The sequence below is a fragment of the Bordetella genomosp. 8 genome (genome assembly GCF_002119685.1).
Classification (GTDB): Bacteria; Pseudomonadota; Gammaproteobacteria; order Burkholderiales; family Burkholderiaceae_B; genus Bordetella_C.
This window is the reverse complement of record NZ_CP021108.1, coordinates 4869643-4893594: the sequence shown is the minus strand read 5'-3', so window position 1 is coordinate 4893594 and position 23952 is coordinate 4869643. Positions and strand designations below refer to the sequence as shown.

Annotated in this window: 28 protein-coding genes; 19 read left to right on the top strand and 9 right to left on the bottom strand. The window is 64.2% G+C overall.

Annotation, left to right across the window (positions count from 1 at the left end; translation table 11 throughout):
- Nucleotides 1-129: 129 nt before the first annotated feature.
- From CAL12_RS22160 to CAL12_RS28160, 8 genes are all read right to left on the bottom strand, one after another.
- Nucleotides 130-1002 carry a response regulator transcription factor gene (locus tag CAL12_RS22160; RefSeq protein WP_198298296.1) on the bottom strand — a complete coding sequence of 291 codons (873 nt, stop codon included), beginning with the start codon at nucleotides 1000-1002 and terminating at the stop codon, nucleotides 130-132.
- 117 nt (nucleotides 1003-1119) lie between these two features.
- Complete coding sequence (locus CAL12_RS22155; RefSeq protein ID WP_086066593.1) at nucleotides 1120-2019, bottom strand: response regulator; 900 nt, start codon at nucleotides 2017-2019, stop codon at nucleotides 1120-1122.
- Between the two features lie 257 nt (nucleotides 2020-2276).
- The gene (locus CAL12_RS22150) at nucleotides 2277-2507 is read right to left on the bottom strand and encodes a hypothetical protein (protein WP_086066592.1); all 231 of its coding nucleotides are present in this window, start codon (nucleotides 2505-2507) and stop codon (nucleotides 2277-2279) included.
- A 43-nt stretch (nucleotides 2508-2550) separates the two neighbouring features.
- Nucleotides 2551-2802, bottom strand: coding sequence for a hypothetical protein (locus tag CAL12_RS22145; RefSeq protein WP_086066591.1), 252 nt, complete (start codon nucleotides 2800-2802; stop codon nucleotides 2551-2553).
- 35 nt (nucleotides 2803-2837) lie between these two features.
- Nucleotides 2838-4274: a type III secretion system inner membrane ring subunit SctD gene (gene sctD, locus CAL12_RS22140; RefSeq protein ID WP_157793086.1), complete on the bottom strand. Its 1437-nt coding sequence runs from the start codon at nucleotides 4272-4274 to the stop codon at nucleotides 2838-2840.
- Nucleotides 4275-4329: 55 nt separating this feature from the next.
- On the bottom strand, nucleotides 4330-6420 hold the full coding sequence (gene sctV, locus CAL12_RS22135; RefSeq protein ID WP_086066589.1) for a type III secretion system export apparatus subunit SctV: 2091 nt from the start codon (nucleotides 6418-6420) through the stop codon (nucleotides 4330-4332).
- A 31-nt stretch (nucleotides 6421-6451) separates the two neighbouring features.
- Nucleotides 6452-6814, bottom strand: a complete 363-nt coding sequence (locus CAL12_RS22130) for a CDC27 family protein (RefSeq protein ID WP_086066588.1) — start codon at nucleotides 6812-6814, stop codon at nucleotides 6452-6454.
- Entirely contained in the window at nucleotides 6811-7251 is a 441-nt protein-coding gene (locus CAL12_RS28160; protein WP_157793085.1) for a hypothetical protein, read from the bottom strand. The genes CAL12_RS22130 and CAL12_RS28160 overlap by 4 nt, the downstream gene beginning before the upstream one ends.
- 213 nt (nucleotides 7252-7464) lie before the next feature.
- On the opposite strand from CAL12_RS28160, the gene CAL12_RS22120 reads away from it, so the two are divergent.
- From CAL12_RS22120 to sctC, 18 genes are all read left to right on the top strand, one after another.
- Nucleotides 7465-8103: a hypothetical protein gene (locus CAL12_RS22120; RefSeq protein ID WP_157793084.1), complete on the top strand. Its 639-nt coding sequence runs from the start codon at nucleotides 7465-7467 to the stop codon at nucleotides 8101-8103.
- Nucleotides 8103-8585, top strand: coding sequence for a hypothetical protein (locus CAL12_RS22115; RefSeq protein ID WP_086066585.1), 483 nt, complete (start codon nucleotides 8103-8105; stop codon nucleotides 8583-8585). The genes CAL12_RS22120 and CAL12_RS22115 overlap by 1 nt, the downstream gene beginning before the upstream one ends.
- A 62-nt stretch (nucleotides 8586-8647) precedes the next feature.
- On the top strand, nucleotides 8648-9340 hold the full coding sequence (locus CAL12_RS22110; RefSeq protein ID WP_157793083.1) for a hypothetical protein: 693 nt from the start codon (nucleotides 8648-8650) through the stop codon (nucleotides 9338-9340).
- Nucleotides 9341-9365: 25 nt separating this feature from the next.
- Nucleotides 9366-10865, top strand: a complete 1500-nt coding sequence (gene sctE, locus CAL12_RS22105) for a type III secretion system translocon subunit SctE (RefSeq protein ID WP_157793082.1) — start codon at nucleotides 9366-9368, stop codon at nucleotides 10863-10865.
- Nucleotides 10866-10869: 4 nt separating this feature from the next.
- A complete protein-coding gene (locus tag CAL12_RS22100) occupies nucleotides 10870-11265 on the top strand; it encodes a tetratricopeptide repeat protein (RefSeq protein WP_157793081.1) in 396 nt (131 codons plus the stop codon).
- 36 nt (nucleotides 11266-11301) lie between these two features.
- Complete coding sequence (locus tag CAL12_RS22095; RefSeq protein ID WP_086066581.1) at nucleotides 11302-11721, top strand: hypothetical protein; 420 nt, start codon at nucleotides 11302-11304, stop codon at nucleotides 11719-11721.
- Between the two features lie 10 nt (nucleotides 11722-11731).
- Nucleotides 11732-12598 carry a type III secretion system inner membrane ring lipoprotein SctJ gene (sctJ, locus tag CAL12_RS28650; RefSeq protein WP_086068048.1) on the top strand — a complete coding sequence of 289 codons (867 nt, stop codon included), beginning with the start codon at nucleotides 11732-11734 and terminating at the stop codon, nucleotides 12596-12598.
- A 3-nt stretch (nucleotides 12599-12601) separates the two neighbouring features.
- A complete protein-coding gene (locus tag CAL12_RS22085) occupies nucleotides 12602-13300 on the top strand; it encodes a SctK family type III secretion system sorting platform protein (protein WP_086066580.1) in 699 nt (232 codons plus the stop codon).
- A 56-nt stretch (nucleotides 13301-13356) separates the two neighbouring features.
- Nucleotides 13357-13971 (top strand): HrpE/YscL family type III secretion apparatus protein, encoded by a 615-nt coding sequence (locus CAL12_RS22080; RefSeq protein WP_157793080.1) that lies wholly within the window; start codon nucleotides 13357-13359, stop codon nucleotides 13969-13971.
- Complete coding sequence (sctN, locus tag CAL12_RS22075) at nucleotides 13961-15283, top strand: type III secretion system ATPase SctN (protein ID WP_086066578.1); 1323 nt, start codon at nucleotides 13961-13963, stop codon at nucleotides 15281-15283. Before CAL12_RS22080 ends, sctN begins: the two co-directional genes overlap by 11 nt.
- On the top strand, nucleotides 15280-15774 hold the full coding sequence (gene sctO, locus CAL12_RS22070) for a type III secretion system stalk subunit SctO (RefSeq protein ID WP_086066577.1): 495 nt from the start codon (nucleotides 15280-15282) through the stop codon (nucleotides 15772-15774). The genes sctN and sctO overlap by 4 nt, the downstream gene beginning before the upstream one ends.
- Nucleotides 15775-15810: 36 nt before the next feature.
- Nucleotides 15811-16530 (top strand): hypothetical protein, encoded by a 720-nt coding sequence (locus CAL12_RS22065; protein WP_157793079.1) that lies wholly within the window; start codon nucleotides 15811-15813, stop codon nucleotides 16528-16530.
- A gap of 140 nt (nucleotides 16531-16670) precedes the next feature.
- Nucleotides 16671-17840 carry a type III secretion system cytoplasmic ring protein SctQ gene (sctQ, locus tag CAL12_RS22060; RefSeq protein WP_157793078.1) on the top strand — a complete coding sequence of 390 codons (1170 nt, stop codon included), beginning with the start codon at nucleotides 16671-16673 and terminating at the stop codon, nucleotides 17838-17840.
- The gene (gene sctR, locus CAL12_RS22055) at nucleotides 17837-18505 is read left to right on the top strand and encodes a type III secretion system export apparatus subunit SctR (RefSeq protein ID WP_086068047.1); all 669 of its coding nucleotides are present in this window, start codon (nucleotides 17837-17839) and stop codon (nucleotides 18503-18505) included. Before sctQ ends, sctR begins: the two co-directional genes overlap by 4 nt.
- Nucleotides 18506-18516: 11 nt before the next feature.
- Nucleotides 18517-18783 (top strand): type III secretion system export apparatus subunit SctS, encoded by a 267-nt coding sequence (sctS, locus tag CAL12_RS22050; protein WP_086066574.1) that lies wholly within the window; start codon nucleotides 18517-18519, stop codon nucleotides 18781-18783.
- Between the two features lie 15 nt (nucleotides 18784-18798).
- Entirely contained in the window at nucleotides 18799-19602 is an 804-nt protein-coding gene (gene sctT / locus CAL12_RS22045; RefSeq protein ID WP_086066573.1) for a type III secretion system export apparatus subunit SctT, read from the top strand.
- Nucleotides 19599-20669: a type III secretion system export apparatus subunit SctU gene (sctU, locus tag CAL12_RS22040; RefSeq protein ID WP_269768409.1), complete on the top strand. Its 1071-nt coding sequence runs from the start codon at nucleotides 19599-19601 to the stop codon at nucleotides 20667-20669. Before sctT ends, sctU begins: the two co-directional genes overlap by 4 nt.
- Nucleotides 20670-20739: 70 nt before the next feature.
- Nucleotides 20740-22506 carry a type III secretion system outer membrane ring subunit SctC gene (sctC, locus tag CAL12_RS22035; protein ID WP_198298293.1) on the top strand — a complete coding sequence of 589 codons (1767 nt, stop codon included), beginning with the start codon at nucleotides 20740-20742 and terminating at the stop codon, nucleotides 22504-22506.
- Between the two features lie 46 nt (nucleotides 22507-22552).
- Here sctC and CAL12_RS22030 read toward each other — a convergent pair whose 3' ends face one another.
- Nucleotides 22553-23185 (bottom strand): RNA polymerase sigma factor, encoded by a 633-nt coding sequence (locus CAL12_RS22030; protein WP_086066570.1) that lies wholly within the window; start codon nucleotides 23183-23185, stop codon nucleotides 22553-22555.
- Nucleotides 23186-23595: 410 nt separating this feature from the next.
- On the opposite strand from CAL12_RS22030, the gene CAL12_RS22025 reads away from it, so the two are divergent.
- Nucleotides 23596-23868, top strand: a complete 273-nt coding sequence (locus CAL12_RS22025; protein ID WP_086066569.1) for a hypothetical protein — start codon at nucleotides 23596-23598, stop codon at nucleotides 23866-23868.
- The last annotated feature ends 84 nt before the right edge of the window (nucleotides 23869-23952 follow it).

Here is a 23952-nt window from a genome sequence, read left to right as displayed (position 1 = left end):
GCGCGCCCATGTCGGCGACATGGAACAAACTATGGGAACGCACCGTTGCTGTGCGCTGTCGGGATACGAGCTTGGGATAGCGCCCGTATCGGCATCCATAAGTTTCGCTCCTTACCGGTGGAAGCTTCGTTAAATCGATTCGGTGCCGCCCTCCGTCGCACGCGTCTGACGGCGGTAGCCGGACGGCGTAATGCCATGGTCCCGATGAAACGCGACCGAAAAATTGCATACGCTACGAAAGCCCACGTGATTGGCGACCTCGCGTACCGGCATACCGGTCTGCGCGAGCAAGCGTCGGGCCGTTTCCATTTTCTGCCCGAAGATCACCTTATGCGCCGATTTGCCCATCTTGGTCTTGAACAGCGCCGTCAGCTTGCGCTCATTGGTGCCGATCTGTCGGGCGAGCTGCCTGACGGTATGGATGCTGCCGACGTCGGTCGCGATTGCATTCAGGGCGTTGCGCAACAGCAATTCTTCCGCGACTGGCGCGCGCATGCGCGGCGCGGAATTCTCATCGCGGACCGGCGTCCGACGCAGATGAACCGAAATGCGCGCCAGCAACTCCTCGGGATAGATCGGCTTGGTGATGCAATCGATGGCACCCAGCGAGAAGGCCTCCCTGCTGGCGGCCTGGCGTTGCTGTTCCAGCAGGAAGATGAGCGGTATGGACTGCGTGTCCGGTGTCTGCATAAGCAGTCGGCCCATCATGAACGGGTCCATGTCATGCATCGACCCGTCCACAAGGATGATGTCGGGACGCCAGGCCTGTGCGTGATAATAGCCTTGCCATCCGGAGGCCAGCGTCACGCGAAAGAGCTGATTGCGCAGGAAGTCGGTAGTCGCGTGCAACTGTGATGCGTCATCCGACACGATCAGCACGTGTGAAGGCCGCCGATACGTCGTGGGCAAGGCGTTGCGCTGGCTCACGTCCGCCGTCTTGGACATCGGAACGGATTCGAGATTGGGCGCGATGCGCGGTTCGGATAGGGTGGATTGGCTCACGTCGTCTCCTTGTATGGATACGGCTTCCCCGCATGAGCTCGCTGGGTAGGCGGTGGGGAGGGAAAGCGGCATGCCCATGCTAGGCAATGCGTGATCACGGTGCGTTTAAAAACCCGCTCATAGCTTTTGAAAAATGCCGCTCGTCGAAGCCAATCTGTCACATGTGCAATTGATCAACGACGCGGGCGGCCCTTCAAAGTGACGGCGGAAGGCGACGGGGCTGCAACCCAGTTGTCGTCGGAACGCCGATGCAAAGTTGGCGGGGCTGGAGAAGCCGAGTTGGTCCGCGATCTCCGCGATGGTCATCGAGCCTTCCTGCAACAGCGCGCGGGCTCTTTCCATGCGCTGGTCACGCAGGTAGTCATGGATGGTCTTGCCCAACAGATTACGGAAGGCGTTGGTCAGCCGTTTCTCGTTCACGCCGATCAACCGCGCCAGGTGTTTCTGGGAAGGCGCGTCGCACAGGTGATCCGACAGGTATTGCGTGGTGGTATTCACGATCGCCTGTTCATTGGAGATCGAACCCACCCGTAGTTGCGGCGTCGCGTTCGTTCCGGGGATCAATTCGTCGAGTGAATCGCGGGTACCGTGCTGCGCGGACAGGAGTGAGGTCGCGCGCCCAGTCATGTGCAGCTGTACCCGTACGCGCGCCAGCACTTCTTCCGGGTTGTACGGCTTCAGTACGTAATCGGCCGCGCCGGCGTCGAAGCCCTTGAGGCGTTCGTTCAGTCCGGATGAAGCGGTGACGAAAATCACTGGGATATGCGCGGTGATGGGATTGCTTTTCAAAAGCCGACAAGTGGCATAACCATCCACGCGAGGCATGGACACATCCATCAGGATCACATCGGGGGCGACCTGGGTTGTCGCTCGCTCGTATGCCTGCTTGCCGTCGAGCGCGACCATGAGCTTGAAGTTCTCTTGATTCAGCAGTTGCACCAGCAACCTGAGATCCGCGGGGCTATCGTCTACCAGCAGTAGTCGAGCTCCGTGCTTCAAGGGTTGAGAGCTGATCATGGCGCGCGTCCCTCCGTACGCCCACTGCAGTGCCGTGCAACCTTGCAACGGTTGGCTGCGTGGATATAGCAATTATTAACATACGGGAACGATCCTTTCCACCGTTTGTTGCAAGGGGTCTCGCGCTTATCGATGAACCTTCGCGAGCCTCATAGAGAAGCTCGGGTCTTTGTATTTCGAAGGATGCAAAGTGATGAGTGTGGCTATCTCGCACTATGCACATGACGTGGCCGACAGGCCAGCACAGTTTGCGAACATCACGTACCAACGACGCGGACGATGTCCTTGCACGAGCTGACTACCAGCTTGATCATGCCGGCGGCGCACGTGGACTTGAAGCTCAAGTTGCCACTCATAAGCGCAAAGCGTTGCGCGCTTGCGATGTCCAGCGCCGGTGCATTCATGTTCTCGCGAAACGACGCGTCGACATTCGCGGTCTCTTGGTCTATTGCGCTGGTGCTGGTTCTCAGGTTTTCGTTGACGTTCATCTGTGTGTGCTCCGTACGAGAGGTTGCGGGCCGGATGCCCGGGTTAGCGTGCAACGCGGCTGCTCGTGGACAGGACGGCGTCCACAGCCGCCAGGATCTCCCGTGCCGATATCGACGCATCCGCCATTGCCTTGGCCTTGGCGAATTCCTGCGGTCGAAGCGGAGTGCGCATCCGCAGCAGCATGCATTTCTGGATAGCGTCCAGTTCAGCGTGCATGCGCAGGCGGCTTGCTTCATCCGCGGCGCAGCCGAACAGGGCGAGTATCTCGGCGACGTCGATGTGTTCAGGAGGCATGTCAGGTATCCGTGAAACTGCACCCGTGTGCGAGATCATCGCGTGATGACCGTAAGGCTGGGCCCATCGAACACGACGCTGCCGTCGTCTATGGAGGTCAGCCGGTAGGCGCCGTGCGTGCCACCGACCGCGATGCGGGTTCCGTCCTCCAGTACGACCCATGGTTGCCCGCCTCCGACGACGGTCCGCACGCGAAACGGAATGGATGCGCTCACCTGCCCTGGATCACTGTCGATGCGGATGACGCCCATGTAGAGCGGGTTCAACGCATCCAGGACGGCCTTGAGTTCTTCCTGTTGCGACATGTCCAGCACGCCGGGTTTGATGTGCAACGCCTTGTCTTCCCAGGTCGATGCCATGGCGGGCAGGCCCGCCGTGGCTGTGGCCTTGCGGAATGTCTCGACAACGTCGGTGGCAAGCGACAGGCTTATCGTGACCGGGAATGCGGAAGCCGCGGCATCGTCGCGCCACCGTCGATAGGCTTCTTGTCGTGCCTGGTCGGTGCCCGCCACGCCGCGGATCTCGAGATCGCCCGCCGGTAACCGGGCGATTTCCGCACGGACGTCCACATCGCGCATATGGGCTCGAAGGCGTTCCGCGATCAGCGTTTCCGTTGTCACGCGCATGGCGGGCAGCGGCCATATGGTGCTCAAGGCCGTGGCAAGGCTGTCGTGTTCGGTCTGGTCATGGACCCAGCCAGTCACGACGACCTCCTGGTATTCGTTGGCGCTCGCCCTGACTCGGGGTGCATAGCTACGGTCAGCGAGCAAGGCCTGCGCGCGCAGCAGCGTCTCCGGCTCCACTGGCCGGCCCGTATGGGCCTGCGCGGCGGGTGGCACCTTGCCGGGCGGAAATGAGGCGACGCTGCCGAACACCAGCAGGACGAGCAAACCGCCAACCGCCCATCGCAGGCCCGCGGCCCTGGGGCGACGGTAGGTGTGCGCGCTCAGGGCGCCATACGCTTGCGTGGCTGGCGGGATGGACGCGTCAAATAGGACTTTGGTGTCCGTGGCGGGGGCCGGGGAGCCCGGGGAGCCGGTGGTGTGCGGAGAGTCGGCGCACGGACCCGTCGATATGCCCTCGACGCTGCGGTCAGCATCCTCGTCGGACCGCGGCGCCAGGCTCCGGGCGTCACGCGAGACGGCGGCGATCTGGTCCGGCTCCGGCCAGGATGCCGACGGATGCGCGACCGTTAGCAGGACGGGCCCTAGCGCGAGCGCCATCCCGAATCCCGTGTCGGAACGAGCCGATGCGGAATGTGGCGGATCGCGGTGTTCGACGGCATCGTCAGAACTACCGGGATCGAACGGCGGACGCATGCCCCATATGTCAGGACCCAGGTGCAGCCGGGCAGCTGCATCCGCGATGCCTTCGTCGCACAGCACGATGTCGCATCCACCATCCGACCCGATCAGCGCCCCGTCATGCGCCTGGCATCTCGCACCTTGATGGAGACCGGTCAGGACGCGCAATTCGAAGTCTTGTGTCATGGCAGTACTCCGCAATCCAGCCGGCATGCATCATGACTCATAGGTCCACCCGGGCGAGGGGTTGCACATTGATTTCCGGGACCAGCTCCTGGTATGACAGGACGGGAAGCTGGTGGAGATCCTGCTCGATCAGCTTGCGCACGTATCGGCGGATGTCCATGGACGTCAGGATCACTGGCCTGGCCACGGTTGTTTCCAGCGGGCCCACGGTGCGCCGGATGCTATCCAGCAATGCCTGGGATTTTTCGGGATCCATGGCCAGATAGCTGCCACCGGCAGTTTGCCGGATCGCATCGCGCACCACGTCCTCGACATCCGGCGCCAGCAGATAGGATGGCAGGAAGTTCTGGCCATTCGAATATTTGTGGCTGATGTATCGCTTCAGCGCCATTCTGACGTACTCGGTCAGCAGGACGATGTCCTTTTCCTTCTGGGCCCACTCGACCAGGGCTTCCAGTACGGAACGCATATCGCGAATGGAGATGTCTTCCGATGTCAGGCGCTGAAGAATCTCCGCGATCTTCTGTATTGGCATGACGCGATGCGCTTCCTTGACCAGTTCGCCGAAGTTCTCTTCCATGGCGGTCAGCAGCTGGCGGGTTTCCTGGATGCCGATGAACTGCGCGGCATGCTTGCGCAGAACGATGGACATATGCCAGTTCGGCACCTGATGGGGAAGCAGATAGGGCACGCCGGCCCCGTCCAGCGTCGGAGCATGTTCACGCAGCACCCAGAACGCCGATTCGCTGGCCAGGCCGCTGACATCCCGTTCGTAGGGAATGCCCATGGCGTCGAGATTGCGCGAGCCTTCGCGCACCAGCACCGCGCCATCATGCAATGTCCCCTGGATCACCGGCACTTCGAACAGCAGGATCTGGTAGGTGTGATCTCGAAGGTGCTTGCCGCGCCGCAGGCGGATGTCCGGAAGGGGGACACCCAGTTCCTGGTAGACCGCGTGGCGTACGGCAGGGAACTCGGCGGTGATGGCGCTTTCGTCGATTTCCGTGGACAAGGCGTCGGCGATCTCCAGGATCACCGGCTCGGCGGGCGCGAACCTGGCGGGCTGGCCCGGCTCCGGCGACGCGTCGCCCGGCCCGGTGAACGCGCTGTCCGTGGCGCCTCCAGCTCCGGCGGCGCCCCCGGCGCGCGACCCCCGGGGGCCATTCAATAGCACGAAGCCCGTGACGCCCGTCAGGACCGATAGTGTCAGGAAAACCAGCGTTGGCATGCCCGGTATGACGCCAATGCCCAGCGCGATGACGGCGGCGATGATCAGGGCCCGCGGATGCGCCATGACTTGCGCGCCGATGTCGCTGCCGACGTTCGACGGCTTGTCGCCGGTCGGTACGCGTGTGACGATGATGCCCGCGCAGATCGCCGTCAGCAGTGTCGGTATCTGCGAGATCAGGCCGTCGCCGACGCTGAGGATCGAGTACGTCAGTGCTGCTTCGCTGGCGCTCATGCCGCGTTGGACCGAACCGATCAGCAGTCCGCCCAGCAGGTTGACGGCAACGATGATCAGCCCCGCGATGGCGTCGCCCTTGACGAACTTCATCGCGCCGTCCATGGCGCCGTACAGCTGGCTTTCCTTTTCGACCACGCTGCGGCGCCGGCGCGCCTCGTCCATCTGTATCGCGCCGGCGCGCAGGTCGGCGTCGATGGACATCTGCTTGCCCGGCATGCCGTCCAGGGAGAAGCGGGCGGCCACTTCGGCTACGCGCTCGGAGCCCTTGGTGATGACGATGAACTGCACGATCGTCAGGATCAGGAAGACCACCAGGCCGACGACCAGATTGCCTCCCACGACGAAGTTGCCGAAGGTGTCGATGATGTGGCCGGCATCGCCATCGAGCAGGATCAGCCGCGTGGTCGAGATCGATATCCCCAACCTGAACAGGGTGGATACCAGCAGGACGGCGGGGAAAGAAGAGAAGGCAAGCGCCGACGGCAGGTAGATCGCCACCATCAACAACACACAGGACAGCGTAATGTTCGCGGCGATAAGTATGTCCATGACCGCCGTGGGCATCGGCAGGATCATCATGAACACGATGGCCATGACGGTCGCGGCCAGCAGGATATCGTTCCGGCTGGTCGCGATGGCGATGATGCGTCGTATTGCTTGCATGGGGAGGGTGATGCGGACCAGCGGGAAGGAACTAGGCGGAGGTGGCGGAAGTGGCGGGTCGGTTGGCGGCGTAGGCCCGCATGGCATGCCGCGCCTCGTCATGGCGTCCGGCGGCGGAAAGCGCTTGTGCGCGGACCACGCGACAGGCGGGCAGGGCGAGCGCTTGCGCATCCACCCGGTCCAGCACGGAAAGCGCCTGCTCCGGGGCGCCCGCGCGTAGCTGCGCGTAAGCCAGGAGGACCAAAGCCCGGCCTCGGCAGCCGCCTGCCCGGTCGCACGCTTCCAGCAAGGCGACGGCGTCGCGCGACTTGCCGTTCTGTAATCTGAGGAAGGCCAGCACTTGCAGCAGTTCGATGGTCTCGGCGGGAAGGCGCGCCGAGTGGGTCGGGTTCATCCCTGTTGCAACGCGGCCCGGTTGGTACGCGACTGGTTCCTCAGCACGACGGTGCGCTCCAGCACGAGCAGGGCCGATTGGTATATCGCACTGTCGAGGCCACCATTCCTGCCGTCCGCACCGGCGGCCCGCAGGTCCTTCCGGGCGCGTTGCAGCACGGCGTCGAAGGTGGGTGGATGTTGCAGGTCGGATTGCGTGATCTCCGGCTCCAGTGCGTGGTTGACCGCAAGTTCCATGCAGGTCTGGCCGAGGAATCGCGTCAATGCTGATTCGACCGGCCGGGGTGCCGGGGTGACGATCGGTCGTCTTGCGCGGGTGGGACGCCAACCCGGCGAGCTGGCGGCTGGATGATCGCGCACGCCGGCGTCATGATCGCCCGCCGGATGTGCGCCGCCTATCGCGGACGGTGCGTTGAGTGATGGGGTGGGCGAGATCATTCTGGGCGCATCCTGGATTCTTGCCGGCGGTGTCGACTGTGTGTGGGGTCATGGTAGTGGCCGTGCTCCCGATTTCGTTCCCGGTCTCCCTCAATATCGGATCAAGTGTTGAATGCAGGCCGCCGTGAAGCGGAACTGCCCATTGTGGCGAGGCACCTACGCCCCGGGTCTTTCGTATGGACCCGACGCAGCAAACAGGAGTGCTAAATGAGTATGTCTACAACGGGTGTCGGACAGTCTCTGGGCGGTTACGGTGAAATCGCCGGGGTGGGGGTTGGTGGCGGCGCATACGCGGACGCGCCTGGCGAAAACTGGGGAAAGATCATCGCCGAGGCCATCGCGACCAACAATGAAGTGACCCAGTCGAACGGGAGTTCACTGAGCGCATGCAACCAGGAGGCGTCGCGACTGATCCGCAGAACGCGCCAGATCAACGAAGCACGCGCCGAAGTCGGCAACTTCATCAATCTCTTCCCCGTCCAGATGGGTAAGGAAGACAACAATCCGATGTTGAAGGATATCGAGGGCATTCTGAAGGACCGCGAGAGCGGCAGGAAAAAAGACGAAATCGAACAGCCGTACGACGACAAGAAGCTGGAAGTCACCTCCGGCATGCTTGCGGAACTGGGCATGACGGGCCTCACGGGGGACTCCAGAAAGTCCGACTTCGAAACCATACGGACCAAGCTGGACGGCTATCGCGATGAAGTGTCCAGTTCCCAGTCGATGGTCGCGTCCAAGCAGGGCCTGATCGTTGGCAACATCAACCAGCTCCAGACCGGCATCCAGGGGTTGATCAAGGCCGCCCAGAGCATCGCCATGGGTTTCGCGCGGATCACCGGGTCTGTCTGATGGCCGCACCCTATCGCGGTCACGGCCGCGGCGTCGATGTCATGCGTGTCGTGCGCGGGATCCTGAAGAACGATCGCCCGCTGGGCGATTCCCTGGGCATACGCAACGTGGATCGCCAGCTGCTGTATTCCGTCGCCCACGACCTTTACGGAAAAGCCAGGTACGACCTGGCCCAGTATCTGTTCGCGCAGCTGGTGCTGTATGACAACAAGGACCCGCGATACATGAAGGGGCTGGCCGCAGCCACCCAGGTGCTGGGGCAATACGAGTACGCCGTGCACATGTATTCGGTCGCGGCGCTCATGGACGTCAATGATCCTTCCGTGGTCATGCACGCGGGAGACTGCTTCCGGGCCATGGGCAAGCACGCGCGGGCCTTCGACTCCTTCGACCTCGCGCGATCCATGTGCAGCAGGCCGGAGCACAAGCTGATAAAGCTGCGTTGCGATCAGGCGCTTGCCGGAATCAGGCAGGCGGCCTGATTACTGAGGGTCGGTCGCCCGCAGGGGCGATCCGATATTTCCAATATCTAGGAGTACTCATAATGTCTACGATGTCCGTTTCATCGAACGCCGGCGTAATGGCGCATAGTCAGGTTCCCGGCTTTGGCGACGTCGATCAGGTGGCGGGGGCCGAATCGTCCGTATTGCGGGCGATGGCCGAAGCCGAAAAAATCATGGGCGAGGCAGCGCTGAAGGAAAACGCGGACGCCATGAAGGCCTGCCTGGACAATCGCGAGATCGCCTTGCAGAAAAAGCGCGTCGCGGTGCACCAGAGCGCCCGCAAGGAGCTGGACGCCGCCTGGGACAAGAATCTCGCCATGCTTGCCAATGCGGGAATGTCCGTCTTGGGGGCCGCGATCAGCTTCGGTTGCGTGTATGCCGCGGGCAAGCAGATGAACAAGGCCGTCAGCGAGGGTAGCGTGCTGAATATGACCCGCTATACCGAACGAGGCTCCGCGATCGACAACTGGAATGGCCTTGGCACCGCCAGCCAGACCACCGCGCAGGGCCTGGGCAGTGCCACGTCTTCGATCGGCCAGACCCTGGGCGCCAAGCGGGATGCCGAGAAAAAGTACCACGACGTCGAAGGCCAGATGCAGGACAGCGACGCCAATGTCGCCATGGACCTGGCACGCCGGCGCAGCGGCGATACCGGCGAAGCCAACCGGCGCCTGGACAAGGTGAACGAGCTTCGCCTGGAGTTCATGCGCTCGGCCATGCGCGTGCTGGCCTGATTTTTTATTGCCGAGGAAGGTTGCTATGAGCACAAGTATTCAGAATCCCGGGCCGTTGTCGTGGTCCGGCGATGCAATGGTGGTGACCGGCGGCAATGCCAATGCCAAGGAAGCATCCGATCCCTTGGACGCCATCGTCCGGGCGATCGAGGATATCGTGGGGAGCGTCGGCGGACCGCGCGACGACACCGAAGCCAGGCGGTCGACGGTGAAAGCCACGGAAACGCACGACGCGAACGGCGCGCCTTTCCTGGCGGCGCCGGGCGCGCCGTCCGTGTCGCCTCTGTCGGCCCCGTCGCCGCTCAATGTCGGCCTGCTGGTGTCGGAGGTGCAAGGCCTGCGCAACGAGGCCAACGGCGCGCTCGTCAATGACAGGACCAACGAGTCCTACGACCAGATGAAGGCCCGCGTCGACAGGTATGTGGACGCGCAGATGAACAGCATCAAGGAATTCGAGCAGAAGGCCGCGGATTTCCTCGAGAACGCCGGGCGCTGGTACAACCGGCTGACCAGTTGGGTTTCGGAAACCCTGGGCCCCTACATGCCCTATGTCACCGTGGCGATCGCCGCGGTGGCGACCGTCGCGACGGGTGGTGCCGCATGGCCTGCCTTGGCCCTGGCCGGAGCGGCCCTGGCGAACCATGTATTGAAGCAGAACGGTATCGACGTCGTCGGCGCGGTGTCGGATGCGATCAAGTCGTCCGGCAAGGCCGTGTCGGAGCAAGCGGCGAATACCCTGGCCGACACGGTCGGCGCGGTAATGGGGCTGCTGTTGGCGGACCCGAATCCCCTCGCCAAGTTCTGCGGCAATATCGCGAAAGCGTTCGGCGCCAGCAAGGAAACGGTCGAGCGGGTGGAATTCTGGGGGCAGCTCGTCGGAATGGCCATCGTGGTCATCGGCAATCTGGCCGTGGCTGGAGGCGGGGCCGTCGTCAAGAGCGTTTCGAAAGCGTTGTCCGGCCTGGGGGCCGGTAGCGGCTCGGTGGCGTCGAACGTGGCGTCGGCGGCCACCGAGACCTTGAAGCGCTTTGTCGATTCGATGAAAACCCTGGCGCAGGATGTGATCCAGATCATCCGCCAGTCGCTGGCCAAGCTGAAGGAGTTGGCCCAGCTGTTCCAGAAGGCCATGCAGTCCGCCAAGAACCTGAACGTGGCGACGGCCAGGGGAGCGGCCGCGACCGTCAGGGACAGCGTGGCCGGGTGGCAACCCAGGATCGAAACTGCTGCCAAGGTCGCGCAGACGGCGGTGAACGGCGCCAACGGCGGCATCGGCGGTGCCAATGGCTGGCGCAACCTGAGCCTGGGCATGGCGCAGTGGGACGTCGAGATCGCCCAGGCCTATCGTCGCAAGACAGAGCAGCTGCTGGGCATCACCCGCGAACAGATGCACGACACCGATGAAATCACTAGGCGGTCGATGGATCGGGTCGCCCGGAACCTGCAAGCCAATGCCGATCTGACCCGGGACTACACCGGCGAGCTGGCGACGCGGGCTTCGATCCAGTCGGAACAGATGACGGCGTAGCACCTTGACCGCTACCGATGTGTCGAAAGACATGATCGAGGATGGCAAGGTCATCCAGAAACTCGCCGAGCTCGCCTTTGTCGGCGCGTTTCTGGGGCAGGCGCATGCTGCGGAAACCATCTTCAACAGCCTGCGCGCGTTGCGTCCTGACAATCCCATGGTCGATTTGGGTCTGGCCATGGTCCATATGCTGGCCGGCCAGCCCGAGGCCGGCCTGTCGGTGGTCGATCGGGCTGCCCGACTGGATGCGGATAACGGCCTGGCCGCGCTATGCACGGGCCTCATGCTGCGTGACGCCGGCCATGGCGCGGCCGCCGACAGGAAATTCGCGCAGGCCCTGGGGCAGGAAGATATCGCGTCCGACACCAGGCGCGAGTTGTCCAGGGCCTTGCGCCGTTGAGCGCGACGAACGCGTGCCTACACTCAGGAGTTCAAATTGAAAGTCGGATTGCTCGATTCCATTCCCGCGGTCAACGCTGTCGCCCTGCCGCCGGACGGCGCCGACGCTTTGCAGGTGGCGTTGTTCCGCGCTGCCATGAACGGGCCGGTGTCGCCATTGGGCGACGCCGGGGCGGGCGACGATCCATCAAGCGATGGCGATGCCATGGGCATGGGTACGCTGCTGCGGAATATCGCTGGCGGTGTGCGCAATCACTTGGCCGGAATCTCCGGAAACTGGGGGCAGGCGCAGGCGCTCGCAGCCGATCTGGAGCAGCGGCCGGTGCTGGACGGACAGGCCATCCGGGACGCGCTCAAACTGGCTCGGACGGCCAGCAGGCTGTCGGTCGATATCGACGTCGCAGCCAAGGTGGGTGGGAAGTTCTCCCATACGGCCGACGTCATGTCGCGGGGTTGACTTGCCTTCCATGCAGCAAGCATCGCCCCAGGTATTGATACGACTGTTCGGTGCGATCGCCCTGGCGCTGCTCGTGGGCTGTTCCAGCCGCGTGGACCTGTTCTCGGCGATCACTGATGCCGAAGCCAACGAAATCCTGGCGGTGCTGCTGCAGTCCGCGATTCCCGCCGAGAAGCAGATCAAGAAGAACGGCGTCACCCTGTCCGTGGCCGAGTCGGATGTCGCCAAGGCGCTCGGTATCCTCCGGCTGCAAGGCCTGCCCAGGGAGCGCTTCGAAGGCATGGGCAAGATCTTCCAGAAGGAAGGCATGATCTCATCGCCGCTGGAAGAGCGGGCGCGTTATATCTATGCGCTTTCGCAAGAGCTCGAGAGTACGCTGACCAAGATGGACGGCGTCCTCGTCGCCCGCGTCCATGTCGTGCTGCCCGACCAGGATGCCGCGAAGATCAGCAGGACCCCGGCATCCGCCGCGGTGTTCATCAAGCATCAGTCCGGCTACAACCTGGAGGTGCTCAAGCCGCAGATTCGCACGTTGGTGTCGCATGCGATTCCGGAGCTCGGCGAAGACCGGGTGTCCGTGGTGCTGGTCATGGCCCAACGGACGCCGGCATCGTCCGGGCTCTCGCTGCCGACGCCCACGCCGATAGCCCAGCCGACATCCTTGCCGGCCCTCCTGCCGACGACCCCCGGGGCCTGGCAGGGCGGACGCCCGCAGGGAACGCAGGCAAGCTGGATCTGGTGGCTTGCGGGCGTGCTGGCGATCGCCTGTGCCGTGGGCGTGGTCGCGGTCCGGGCATGGCGCAAGCGGCGCGATGGCTTCGTCCACGACTCCCTGCTGGACAAGGGGGCCGGCGTGGGCCGGTTCGGTCAGGGCTGAACCATGTCTGGCTTGTCCTTGCTGGAGCGGCCGCTGGTTATCTTCAACTTTCTGCCGAGTAAAACCCTGCATCCCGCGAGGATGGCGGATTACGAGCCCTGGCCCCGCGCTTGTGCCATGGCCGTCGCTCCCACCACCGCGGCGTCGTGGCACCGCCACTGGTCCGCCGCGATACTCCTACGGGAGGGCTTGCACGACATGCCGGTGACCGACGGCGCGGATGCCGGGCTCGACATCGCCGTCCTGCCGCAGCACGCGCTGACCTTGCTGGTCCGCCGAATGGGCGTTGCCTTGTGCGCTCCGAGGTTGCGCCACGCGATCACGGGTTCGTCCGTTCGGGCGCTGCAGGATGCACTGGGGCCGGATGTCTTGCATTGGATCCGGGATGCTCGCGCCGTCCATCCCGGCTTGCCGGGAGCGATGTTTGGCGATGCCGCCGAGGCACGCCGCGACGTTGACCTGGCTGGGTACGCCTCGCTTTATCTGGCATTTCGCGGCGCGCCGCCAGCGCTGGCGCGCCGCCTGTTCCTGAAGCTTCCGCCTCTGGCGGCCGCCGCACCATCGTTGTCCGCGAGCATGGCGAATGACGATATCGTGCATGCGGTGTCGGCGGCCATCGATAGTGATGGCGCGATGGCGCTGGCAAGGGCTGTCCACGGCCGGCCTCTTGCCCCGGTCCAACCTTCCGGGGGGGCGAGATGATATTCCGGGTTGAAGCGGCGGCCGATGATCAGCCGCGGGACTTGATGGCCGTCCCCGTGGGGAAGATCGTCCGCCGTGACGAACACGTCGCATTCCTGGATGCCAAAGACCTGCTCCGGCGTGCGCGGGATGATGCCGCGCGCCTGGCGGAGCAGGCACGCGAGGCCTATCGACGCGAACGCGATCGCGGCCATGCGGAAGGGCTGCAGGCCGCGCGCGTCGAGCAGGCTGCCGCCATGCTGTCCGTGGCACAGCAGACGACCGACTATCTGCGGCGGATCGAGCGCGACATGGCGGACCTCGTGGTGACGTCGGTGCGCCGCATCGTAGGGGACTTCGACGCGACCGACCGTGCCCTGACCGTCGTGCGCGGCGGGCTTGCCGTGTTGCGCCGGCAAAAAAATGTGTTGCTGCGCATGCATACCGACGATGCGGCGGTGGTGCGCCAGCATATGCAGGCGCTATTGGTGCGGTTTCCCGGCGTGGATTACCTGGATGTGGTGTCGGACGACCGGCTGCCCAGCGGAACTTGCCGGATGGAAACGCCGATCGGGACGATAGAGACCAGCGTGGACAAGCAGCTCGACGTGTTGCAACGGGCGTTGGAAATCGCGGTGGTCGATCAAGGCGGGCCGCGGCCAGGCGCCGGGTCGGCGCAAGATGATGTTTGATCACATTCTTCCCCGCTTGCGTGCGGGCCTGGCCGAGGCCCGCACCATGGAGGTGATCGGGCGCGTCACCCAGGTAACGGGCACCATAATACGGGCCGCCGTGGCCGGCGCGCGCGTGGGACAGCTCTGCATATTGCGCGATCCAGAAGGCGGCGGCGACATCAAGGCCGAGGTCATCGGCTTCGCTGAAGACGCCGCCTTGCTGACGCCTATCGGCGATATGCGTGGCATCTCGTCCCGGACGGAAGTCCTGCCCACGGACGGCGTACTGTGCGTGCCGGTGGGAACGGCACTGCTGGGGCGCGTTCTCGATGGACTGGGGCGTCCCCTGGACGAGGCAACGCGTGGGGCGCTCGTGACGACGCAGACCTATCCTGTCCTGGGACCCGCGCCCCATCCCTTGTCGCGCACGCCCATAGAGCAGCCGCTGGAACTTGGCATACGCGTCATCGACGGCCTGTTGACCTGTGGCGTAGGCCAACGCATGGGCATCTTCGCGGCGGCGGGCGGCGGCAAGTCGACCCTGATGGGCATGCTGGCCAATGACGCCGACGTCGATGTGCGGGTAGTCGCCCTGATCGGCGAACGCGGGCGCGAGGTTGGGGAGTTCCTGCAGCGGGACCTGGGCGACAAGCTCGGCAATAGCGTCGTGGTGTGCGCCACCAGCGACCGGTCGGCGATGGAGCGCGTCAAGTCGGCTTATGTGGCCACCGCGATCGCCGAGTACTTCCGCGACCAGGGCAAGCGGGTCCTGCTGCTGATGGACTCGGTGACGCGGTTCGCCCGAGCCCAGCGGGAAATCGGCCTGGCCGCGGGCGAGCCGCCGACGCGGCGGGGCTTTCCTCCCTCGGTATTCGCCGTACTGCCCAGGCTGCTGGAGCGCGCCGGCATGAACGAGCGCGGCTCGATCACCGCGTTCTACACGGTGCTGGTGGAAGGCGATGACATGACCGAGCCGGTGGCGGACGAGGTTCGCTCCATCCTGGATGGCCATATCGTGCTGTCCCGCAAGCTCGGTGCGGAAAACCATTTCCCGGCCGTCGACGTGCTGGCTTCGGCCAGTCGTGTGATGGGCAACGTCGTGTCGCGCGAACATGCGACCGCGGCGGGGCGCTTCCGGGAACTGATGGCCAAGTACGCGGAAATCGAACTGTTGCTCAATATCGGCGAATACCAGCCTGGCCACGACCCGGTGGCGGACGAGGCCGTACGCAAGATAGGCGATATGCGCCAATTCCTGCGCCAGGCGAGTGACGAGAAGGACGGCTTCGATGCCACGGTGGCGCGCATGGCCGGCCTGGTACACGGATGACGACGATCGCGCGTGACCTGAGGCACGATCTGGTCGTCCTGCGTCGCCTGCGGGAAGACCGCGCGGCCCGGGCCTTGGCCCCGTTGTATCGCCAGTCCGAAGAAGCGGCACTGCATCTGGCTCGCCAGAAGCGCCAGTTGGACAACTGGCGCATCCAGGCCGCTGATGAAGAAGCGGCCATGTACGCGGCCTTGCTCGGCGAGCCGGTCAACCGGCGCGAACTGGAACGCAGGTTCGCAAAAATCGACGCACTGCGCCAGCGGACACGAGCCCTGGAACGGGCCGTGGAAGCGGCACGTGAGGCGCGCGACCAAGCGGACGCGGCGCTGGCCCAGGGAAAGGCCGTGCGTGCCGCCGCCGCCAGGGCGACACGCAAGTCGACGGAAGTGCTGGAACGCTACCGTCGGCACCGCGCCCTGGAGCAAGAGCGGGTGGCCGACGATGCTCTCGATGAGGCAGCCGTCACGATACACGGCCGCTTCGCGCCATGATCGCCCCATTCATATGCCGAACCAGGAGTTGCCAACATGAATGTATCGCCATCAGCGCAATTGCCCGCCACGCAAACGCCGACGCAGGGCAGGGAGCCCTATGGAACGCCCAGACCCAGCCTGCCTGCGCACGCCGGGATGACGCGGAAACGCGGCGCGCGCCTGGCGGAGAATGCGCGCCGCTTACCGATGCGGGTTCCCGTCGATCCGGACGATGCCGCCGTATTCCGCGCGCTGCTGTGCGAGCGCGGCGGGAAGCAGCCCGACACGCTCGTCGAACTTTCCCCTCCGCATGCTGGATGGGAACAGTTGGAACGCCGTCCCGGATGCGAGGATGAAAACGGGCGCGCGACGGCACGGCAGGCCGACACCGAACCCCGGGAGGACATGTCCATCGACCGCACGTCGCTTACGCCCAGGGATCTGGACGCGCTGGCACGCATGGTCACGAAGGTCTACCTCGATGGCCTGCACGACGAGCGTCGCACGATGGGCCTGGCGCTGAACGAAGATCTGCTCCCCGCCACGCGTCTGTCCGTCGAGGAACGAGAGGGGCGGCTGGCGGTGGATTTCGTCAGCATCGATGCCCGCGCGCGCGATCGCCTGCGGCGTGGCGCGGCCACGCTGGCGAACCGCATAGCGGCCGACCTGTCGCGCGATGTCGCCGTCAAGGTGGCGGCCCATGACGGCGATCGACAGCCGTTGGAAGCGCGCGCGGATGCGGCGCCCGTGCCGCGGCGGGAGTCGATGGCATGACGGCGCCCGTGCCATTGCGGCTGATCCGCCGCACCGCTGCGCAGGCGCAGGCGCTGAGCAAGATCGCCAGGCATGCGGCCCGCGCCGTCGTCCAACCGCAAGACGAAGGACATGCCGACATTCAGCCGTGGAATTTATGTATGAGCGGAGTACCCACGTACGGTGCGTCGGAGCAGCACCGCGAGCCCTTAAACGGCGAAAATGCGCGGGGCGCTGCATGGCGCTGGGTCATGCTGGATTGGCAGGGGGCGCAGCTCGCGCTGCAACTGTCATCGCGGGTATTCGACGAATGGCTGGCCCTGCGCATGCCGGACCTGGACCTCGCGCCGTTGCCGCCGTGCTTCGTCCACGCCGCATGGGAAGACCTGATCCGCGACGCCTTCGAGGGCTTGGGCATCGAGCGGCGATGCCCCGGCATCCGGGTGCTTGGAGTAGACGCACCCGCGCATCCAGGTCTGCCCGCGCCCGCCTACCCATATGCGTGGACGTTGACCATGCATGCGCCCGCCAGCGGACGCGCGGTTTCGGCGCGGCTGGCCGTGGACGAGCCGGGCCTGCCGCTGCTGAGCGAACTGCTGGGCCGCATCCCGCCAGGGCAGGACACGACCGAGACGGATCTTCCGGGCGCGCTGCCCATACGGCTGACCGTACTTGCCGGCGAAACGACCTTGCGCAGCGAGGCGTTGCGGCGCCTGGAAACCGGCGACGTCGTGCTGTTCGACCATAGCCTGGCGAGCCTGGATGGCGATGCCTGGCTGGCCACACCCGATGGGCAAGGTCTAGGCGTGCGGGCGTGCGGGCCGGGCGCATCCCGCTATGTCGTCACACAGGAATGGAGCAGCTTACGCATGAACGATTATCCGTCGCCGGAGGATCATTACGGAATCCGGCAAGACCATGACCATGACCGGGAGCATGGGCAGGACTTTTCCGCGGGAAGTCCTCCGCACGCGGGGGAGCATTTTCCTTTTGAAGATGACGCGTCGCCCGCTGAAGTCGAAGCAACCGCCATGCCCCATCCCTCCGCCGCCATGCCGAAGGCCGGGACGCGCCCGGGGGCGGACGGCCCGGACGTCGACCGCATCCCGGTGCACCTGGTCTTCGACCTGGGCGAACTGAACATGCCCCTGGGCGAACTGCGGCGTCTTCGACCCGGCGAATTCTTCGATCTGCAACGGCGTATCGACGCGGGTCCCGTGCACATACGCGCGAACGGTACGCTGATCGGCACCGCCGAGCTTGTCGATATCGATGGCCGCATAGGCGCACGCGTGCTCACGCTGTTTCCAGGCCGCGACTCATGGGGTTGAGCGACTTCGATCCGGTCGCGTTGATCGTCGTCATCCTGTGCGTGGCGCTCTTGCCGCTGATCATCATGTTGACGACCTCTTTCCTGAAGATCTCTGTCGTGCTCGCGCTTCTGCGCAACGCGATCGGCGTGCAGCAGGTTCCGGCGAACACAGCCTTGAACGGGCTCGCCTTGATTCTCTCGGTCTACGTGATGGCGCCGGTGCTGGGCAAGGTGGTCGAGGAGGCCAGGCAGGCCTACCGGAGCGCCACGACGCAGAGCGAGCCGGCGGAGCGCTTCGATAACCTGATGGTGGCGGTCGAACGCGGCTCCGCCCCGTTGCGGTCGTTCATGCTCAAGCATAGTGGCGTCCAGCAGCGCCGCTTCTTCGTGGAGACGGCCACGGCCTTATGGGGGGTGGAGCAGGCCAGCGGCCTGCGGGATGACAATCTGCTCGTCCTGATTCCCGCTTTCGTGATCTCGCAGCTGAACGCCGCGTTCCAGATCGGCTTCCTGCTTTACCTGCCGTTCATCATCATCGACCTGATTGTTTCCAACATCCTGCTGGCCATGGGCATGATGATGGTGTCCCCGGTCACCATCGCCATTCCGCTCAAGCTGTTCCTGTTCGTGATGCTCGATGGATGGACCAAGTTGATCCAGGGCCTGGTCCTTTCCTATGCATGAGACGGGACCGAATGAACGTCGCTGAACTGGTATATCAACTGAAGGAAGCCTTGTACCTGATCTTCTGGCTGTCGCTGCCGCCCTTGGCCGTGGCGTCCGTGGTAGGGACCTTGTTCTCCCTGTTCCAGGCATTGACGCAGATCCAGGAGCAGACCCTGTCGTTCGCCATCAAGCTGCTGGCGGTCTTCGTGACACTGCTGTTGACCGCGGGCTGGATCGGCATGGAAATCTTCAACTACTCGTTGTCGATATTCGAGTCTTTCCGTGCGATCCGGTAGTACGAGGGGAACCGGATGAAGGGTTACGCCACCTACGCCGCGGTATATGACCTGCTGTTATCCATGGTGCTGACGCAGCCCAGGATCCTGCTTCTGTGCATGATGCTGCCGGTCTTCAGCAAGCAAATACTGCCTGGGCGCTTGCGGGGCGCGCTGGCCATCGCCCTGGGGTTGTTGGTGGTTCCGCTCGTGCTGCCCGGTACCGCCGCCGCTGCGCCGATCAGCCTGTTCGCCGTACTGATGCTGGTGGCCAAGGAAGCCTTTATCGGTCTGGTATTGGGGCTCTTCCTGGCCATCCCTTTCTGGGCCATCGAAGGGGTGGGTTCGGTCATCGACTACCAGCGTGGCGCCAGCATGGGGGCCTTGCTGAATCCCACGGTGGGCGGCGAAACCACGCCTACCGCCGTGCTGATGCAACTGGCCTATGGGGTTTTCTTTTTCGTGGGTGGCGGCATTTCACTGGTGCTTTCGATACTTTATGACAGCTTCCGGCTCTGGAATCCCTGGCAGTGGTACCCCGCCTTCCGCCAAGATGCCATGCCTTTGTTCCTGGCCCAGTTGGATCGACTGATGCATCTGGTGGTACTGCTGTCGGCGCCCGTGGTCATCATCATGCTGCTGGCGGAAATGGGGCTGGGCCTGGCCAGCCGCTTCACGCCGCAGCTGCAGGTTTTCTTCCTGGCCATGCCGATCAAGACGGGGCTGGCACTGTTCGTGCTCGTGCTGTATGTCGGCATATTGTTCGGCCACATCGATAAGGAAGCCCGGCGCGCGGATGAACTGCTGCCCTTGCTGACACACATCTGGCGGGCTCCGTGAGCGGCGAAAAGACAGAAAAGCCGACACCGAAAAAGCTCCAGGACGCTCGCAAGAAGGGGGATGTGCCGTACAGCCGGGACTTCAGCCAGACCATGCTGACCCTGGCATTGCTGGCGTACCTGGTCTTCAGCGGTCACGCCATTCTGGCCGGCATGCTGCGGCTGCTGGGCGTGCCGGCCGGACTGGGCGACCTGGAGTTCCGCGAGGCGCTCAAGGTGGCGGCGACGATCGCGCTGCGCGAAGGCGTGGACCTGCTCTGGCCTGTCGTGGCGATCGTGCTCGGCTTCGGATTGTTCGTGGAATTCGCGCAGATCGGCGTGATATTCGCCGCGGAAAAGGCCAAGCCGTCGGGCGTGAAGCTGAACGTGGTGTCCAACGCCAAGAATATCTTCTCCGTGAAGAACCTGGTCGAAACGATCAAGTCGACGGTCAAGATTGTCTGCTTTTGCCTGCTGACGTGGCTATTGCTGCGTGCCGGCTTGGCGCCGCTGGTCCATGCCGGATCGGGAGGGCTGGAAGGCGTGCTGGCGGTGAATGGCAGCCTGTTCCGCATGCTGTTGCTTTACACGGCGGTGTTCTGTCTGGTGATCGCCGGGCTGGATATGGCTTGGCAACGCAGGCAGCGCAACAAGCGCCTGATGATGACCAAGGAAGAAGTGAAGCGCGAGCAGAAGGATATGGAGGGGCAGCCCGAGGTCAAGCAGCAGCGCAAGCGCCTGCATCAGGAAATGAGCAATGGCAGTGTCGTGGAGGCCGTGCGCAAGGCCGCCGCACTGGTGGTGAACCCCACCCATATCGCAGTGGCGCTGCGCTATGTGCCGGACCAGACGCCCTTGCCGATCGTGATGGCCAAAGGCCTGGACGGTGTGGCGCTGCAGATGATCGACATGGCGCGCCGTATCGGCGTGCCGGTCATGCGGGATGTGCCGCTGGCGCGCGCGCTGCTGGCCGATGCCCGCGAGAACGAATACATCCCGAGCGAGCTCGTCGTTCCGGTCGCCCACGTATTACGTGCCGTGCGCGATCTGGCGATGGAGGATGGAGACAGCCCGCCGGGATCCCCGTAGAGACGCGTATCCATGATTATCGATGAGTTGGACAATGATGTTTCAGCGATGGTGTTCCCGTGGTCGGAAGGTGCTACCCAGCCTGTGCCTGACTGTCGCGACGGTGGTGTTGGTGGCGAACGCGGAGGCCGCGCCTTCCTGGCCGGCGGCCCCCTATACCTATTTTGCGACCGATGAATCGCTTGAAAACGTCCTGCGGCGGTTCTCCAGCGGCTTCAGCCTGGCGCTGCAGTTGGCGCCGGGCGTGGCGGGCCTGGTCAACGGCAAGTTCACGGCGGCGAGTCCGACGGAGTTCATGGACAAGATGGCGGGGGTCTACGGTTTCAACTGGTTCGTGTACGCCGGTACCCTGTTCGTCAGTCCGGCGAGCGCGATGGTGACCAAGACGATCAGCGTCGGCAACGGCGCCATCGCCGGTCTGCGCGATGCGCTGGACAGGCTGGGCGTGATCGACGACCGCTTCGGCTGGGGCGAGCTGCCCGACCAGGGACTTGCGCTGGTATCGGGACCGCCCGCCTACGTCGCCTTGATCGAGCGGACCATCAACGCGCTGCCGCCCACGGCGGGCAGGCAGGAAGTCGCCGTGTTTCGCCTGAAGTATGCGTCCGTCAATGATCGCGTCGTGCGCTACCGGGACCAGTCGATCACGACCCCGGGCCTGGCGACCCTGCTGCGCGAGCTGATCGCGGGCAGTGGTCCCGGCGCCGGCAATTCGGTGTTGTCCGCGATGGCGACGCCGCTGCGCGATCCCTACGCCTTGCGCGAACCTGGCGCGGCAGGGACGTCTCCGTTGTCGGGCATCGGCAAGCCGGCGCAGCCGTCGCGCGCTGGCTCGTTCGATGCCGGGCGGCGAGCCCGCCAAGCCACCATACAGGCCGACGCGCGCCTGAACGCCGTCATCGTGCAGGATATTCCCGAGCGCATGGGCGTGTATCGTTCGCTGATCGCCCAGCTGGACGTGCCTACGACCTTGATCGAAATCGAGGTCATGATCGTCGACATATCGGCCGACGCGACCAAGGAGCTCGGCGTCAGATGGGGCGCCAAGGCCGGCAAGGCGGAGTTTGGCATGGGCTACAGCGGTCCAAGGGCGAACAACCCTGATGGCAGGGGGCTGGACCGCGGCATCATGCCGCCCGGCACGATAGGGCTGAGCGTGGCGGATTCCCTGTTGGCGCGGCTTAACGCGCTGCAGCACAACAACGACGCGCAGATCCTGTCCAAGCCGTCCATATTGACCTCCGACAACATGGGGGCACTGATCGATCACTCGAAAACGTTCTACATCCGGCTGGCCACCGACCGCTACGTGGACGCGCGGGCGGTGACGGTCGGCACATCATTGCGTGTGACGCCGCGCTATATCGATGCGAACGGCGCGCGCCAGGTCGAGTTGACGGTGGACATCGAGGACGGAAAGATCACCCAGGATGCCGAGGTCGACCAATTGCCCGTCACGTCCAAGACCAGCGTCAGCACGCTGGCCGTCGTCGCGGACGGCGAGGCCTTGCTGATCGGCGGGTACAACATCAGCGAGGACGGCGATGAAATCAGCAAGATTCCCTTGCTGGGAGACATCCCGGGCCTGGGCGCCTTTTTCTCGCACAAGAAGAAGAGCAGCAAGCGATGGGAACGGATATTCGTGATCCGGCCGCGGGTGGTGGAAGTGAACGGGACGCCCTTGATTCCGGCATCGTTGCGCAAGTGGGGCGAGGCCGTCAACTGGTCCTGGGAGGGGGGATCGCGATCGACGGTGTATGCCGACGGCATGGACAGGACCTTGCAGTTGTCGCAGCCGGGGCCCACGCAGGTGTTGAAGGTCCCGGCCGTGAAATGACCGGACGAATGATCCGCGGAATGATCCGCGGAATGATCCTCCGCCATCAGGCGTCCAGGCGGACGCCCTTGGTTTCCAGCTTGGAACGCAGCGCGGCGCGGGCGCGCGACAAACGGCTGCGTATGGTGCCGACGGGTACCGTCAGCCGTGCGGCCGCTTCTTCGTAGGTCAAATCGTTCAGGCCCATCATCAACAGGATGCTGCGCATGTTTTCCGGGAGTTCCGCGATGGATTCTTCCAGCAGGCGCAGGGTCTGGTTCTGCTCGGCGGCGTCGTCCGGGGTCAGGTCCTGGGACGCGTGGTCGCTGAGCGCGTCTTCGCCGACGAAGAAGTAGCGGCATTCGGGCGCGCGCGACAGGTAGTTGCGCACCAGGTTCAAGGCGATGCCGTAGAGCCAGGTGGAAAGCTGCGATTCGCCGCGGAAGCTGTGGTACGACTTGGCGGCTTCCAGGAAGGCTTGCTGGGTGAGGTCTTCCGCGTCGGGGCAATTGCCGATGTGCTTGATGATGAAGCGGTGCAGGCGGGTGGCGTGGTTCTGCACGAGTTCCCGGAAGACGGCTTCGTAGGCACTGTGCGACGTTGCGATGGCGATGCTGGCGCTGGTCACATTGGCGGTCGCGTTGTAAGCGATGGGCGGTGCCGCCTGGATGCCATGGTGATTGTCGTGGAGATATCGCATGGAATAGCCAAAAGGTCACGGGGCGGGCCAGTATGGCGCAATACCCCCAGGCCTCGACCGAACCGTGCAAGCAGAAATTCAGGTCTGTTCAACGGCGTCGGAATCGTTCCATGAGCGGTCGGAAATTGCGTGTATCCACGTGCTGAAAGCGCCGTGGGAATATGTCCTGGCACTTGTCCGAAGACACGGCGTCTCGACTCGCATCGCTGATCTGATTGTGGGAAATTTCCGAGTCTGGTTCCACGAGCGTCATGTCCCGCGGCTCAGATTTTTCGCGTACCCGAAGCCCGCGCCGGTTCCTAGAATGCCCTCCGGCCTCGCAGGCGCGTGACATCGCGGAACGCTGGCGTCCTCCCTCCGCCAGACCCGTCGTCCACCCTTGCGAGCGCCCTCAAGCGAGGAGCCGGGACATGGGTATGAAGACGATGTATTGGGTGTCGCAGATCTTCTCTTGGAACTACATCGACGTCGCGGGCAGGACGCATGGGCGCATAGACTGGTTCGAGGACATGCGTGACATCGGCTACTGGTGGCAGACGGCTTACGAGACGGGCGTATGTTCCAGTGTGGAGCAGGCCAGGCGGGGGGTCGAAGACGCGGTGATGCGGCGCCGGATGGCGCTGGAGGCCCGCTACCTGGCCGGCGTGCACGCCGCGGCCGCGGAACCGAGCGCGGTGCTGTAGTCGCACTTTCCTGTAAAAAAGATAAAATTTCCTTCGAAATATTGCGAAGCTGGATGGCTGTCCGGTGCCCAGGGCGCCCGGACC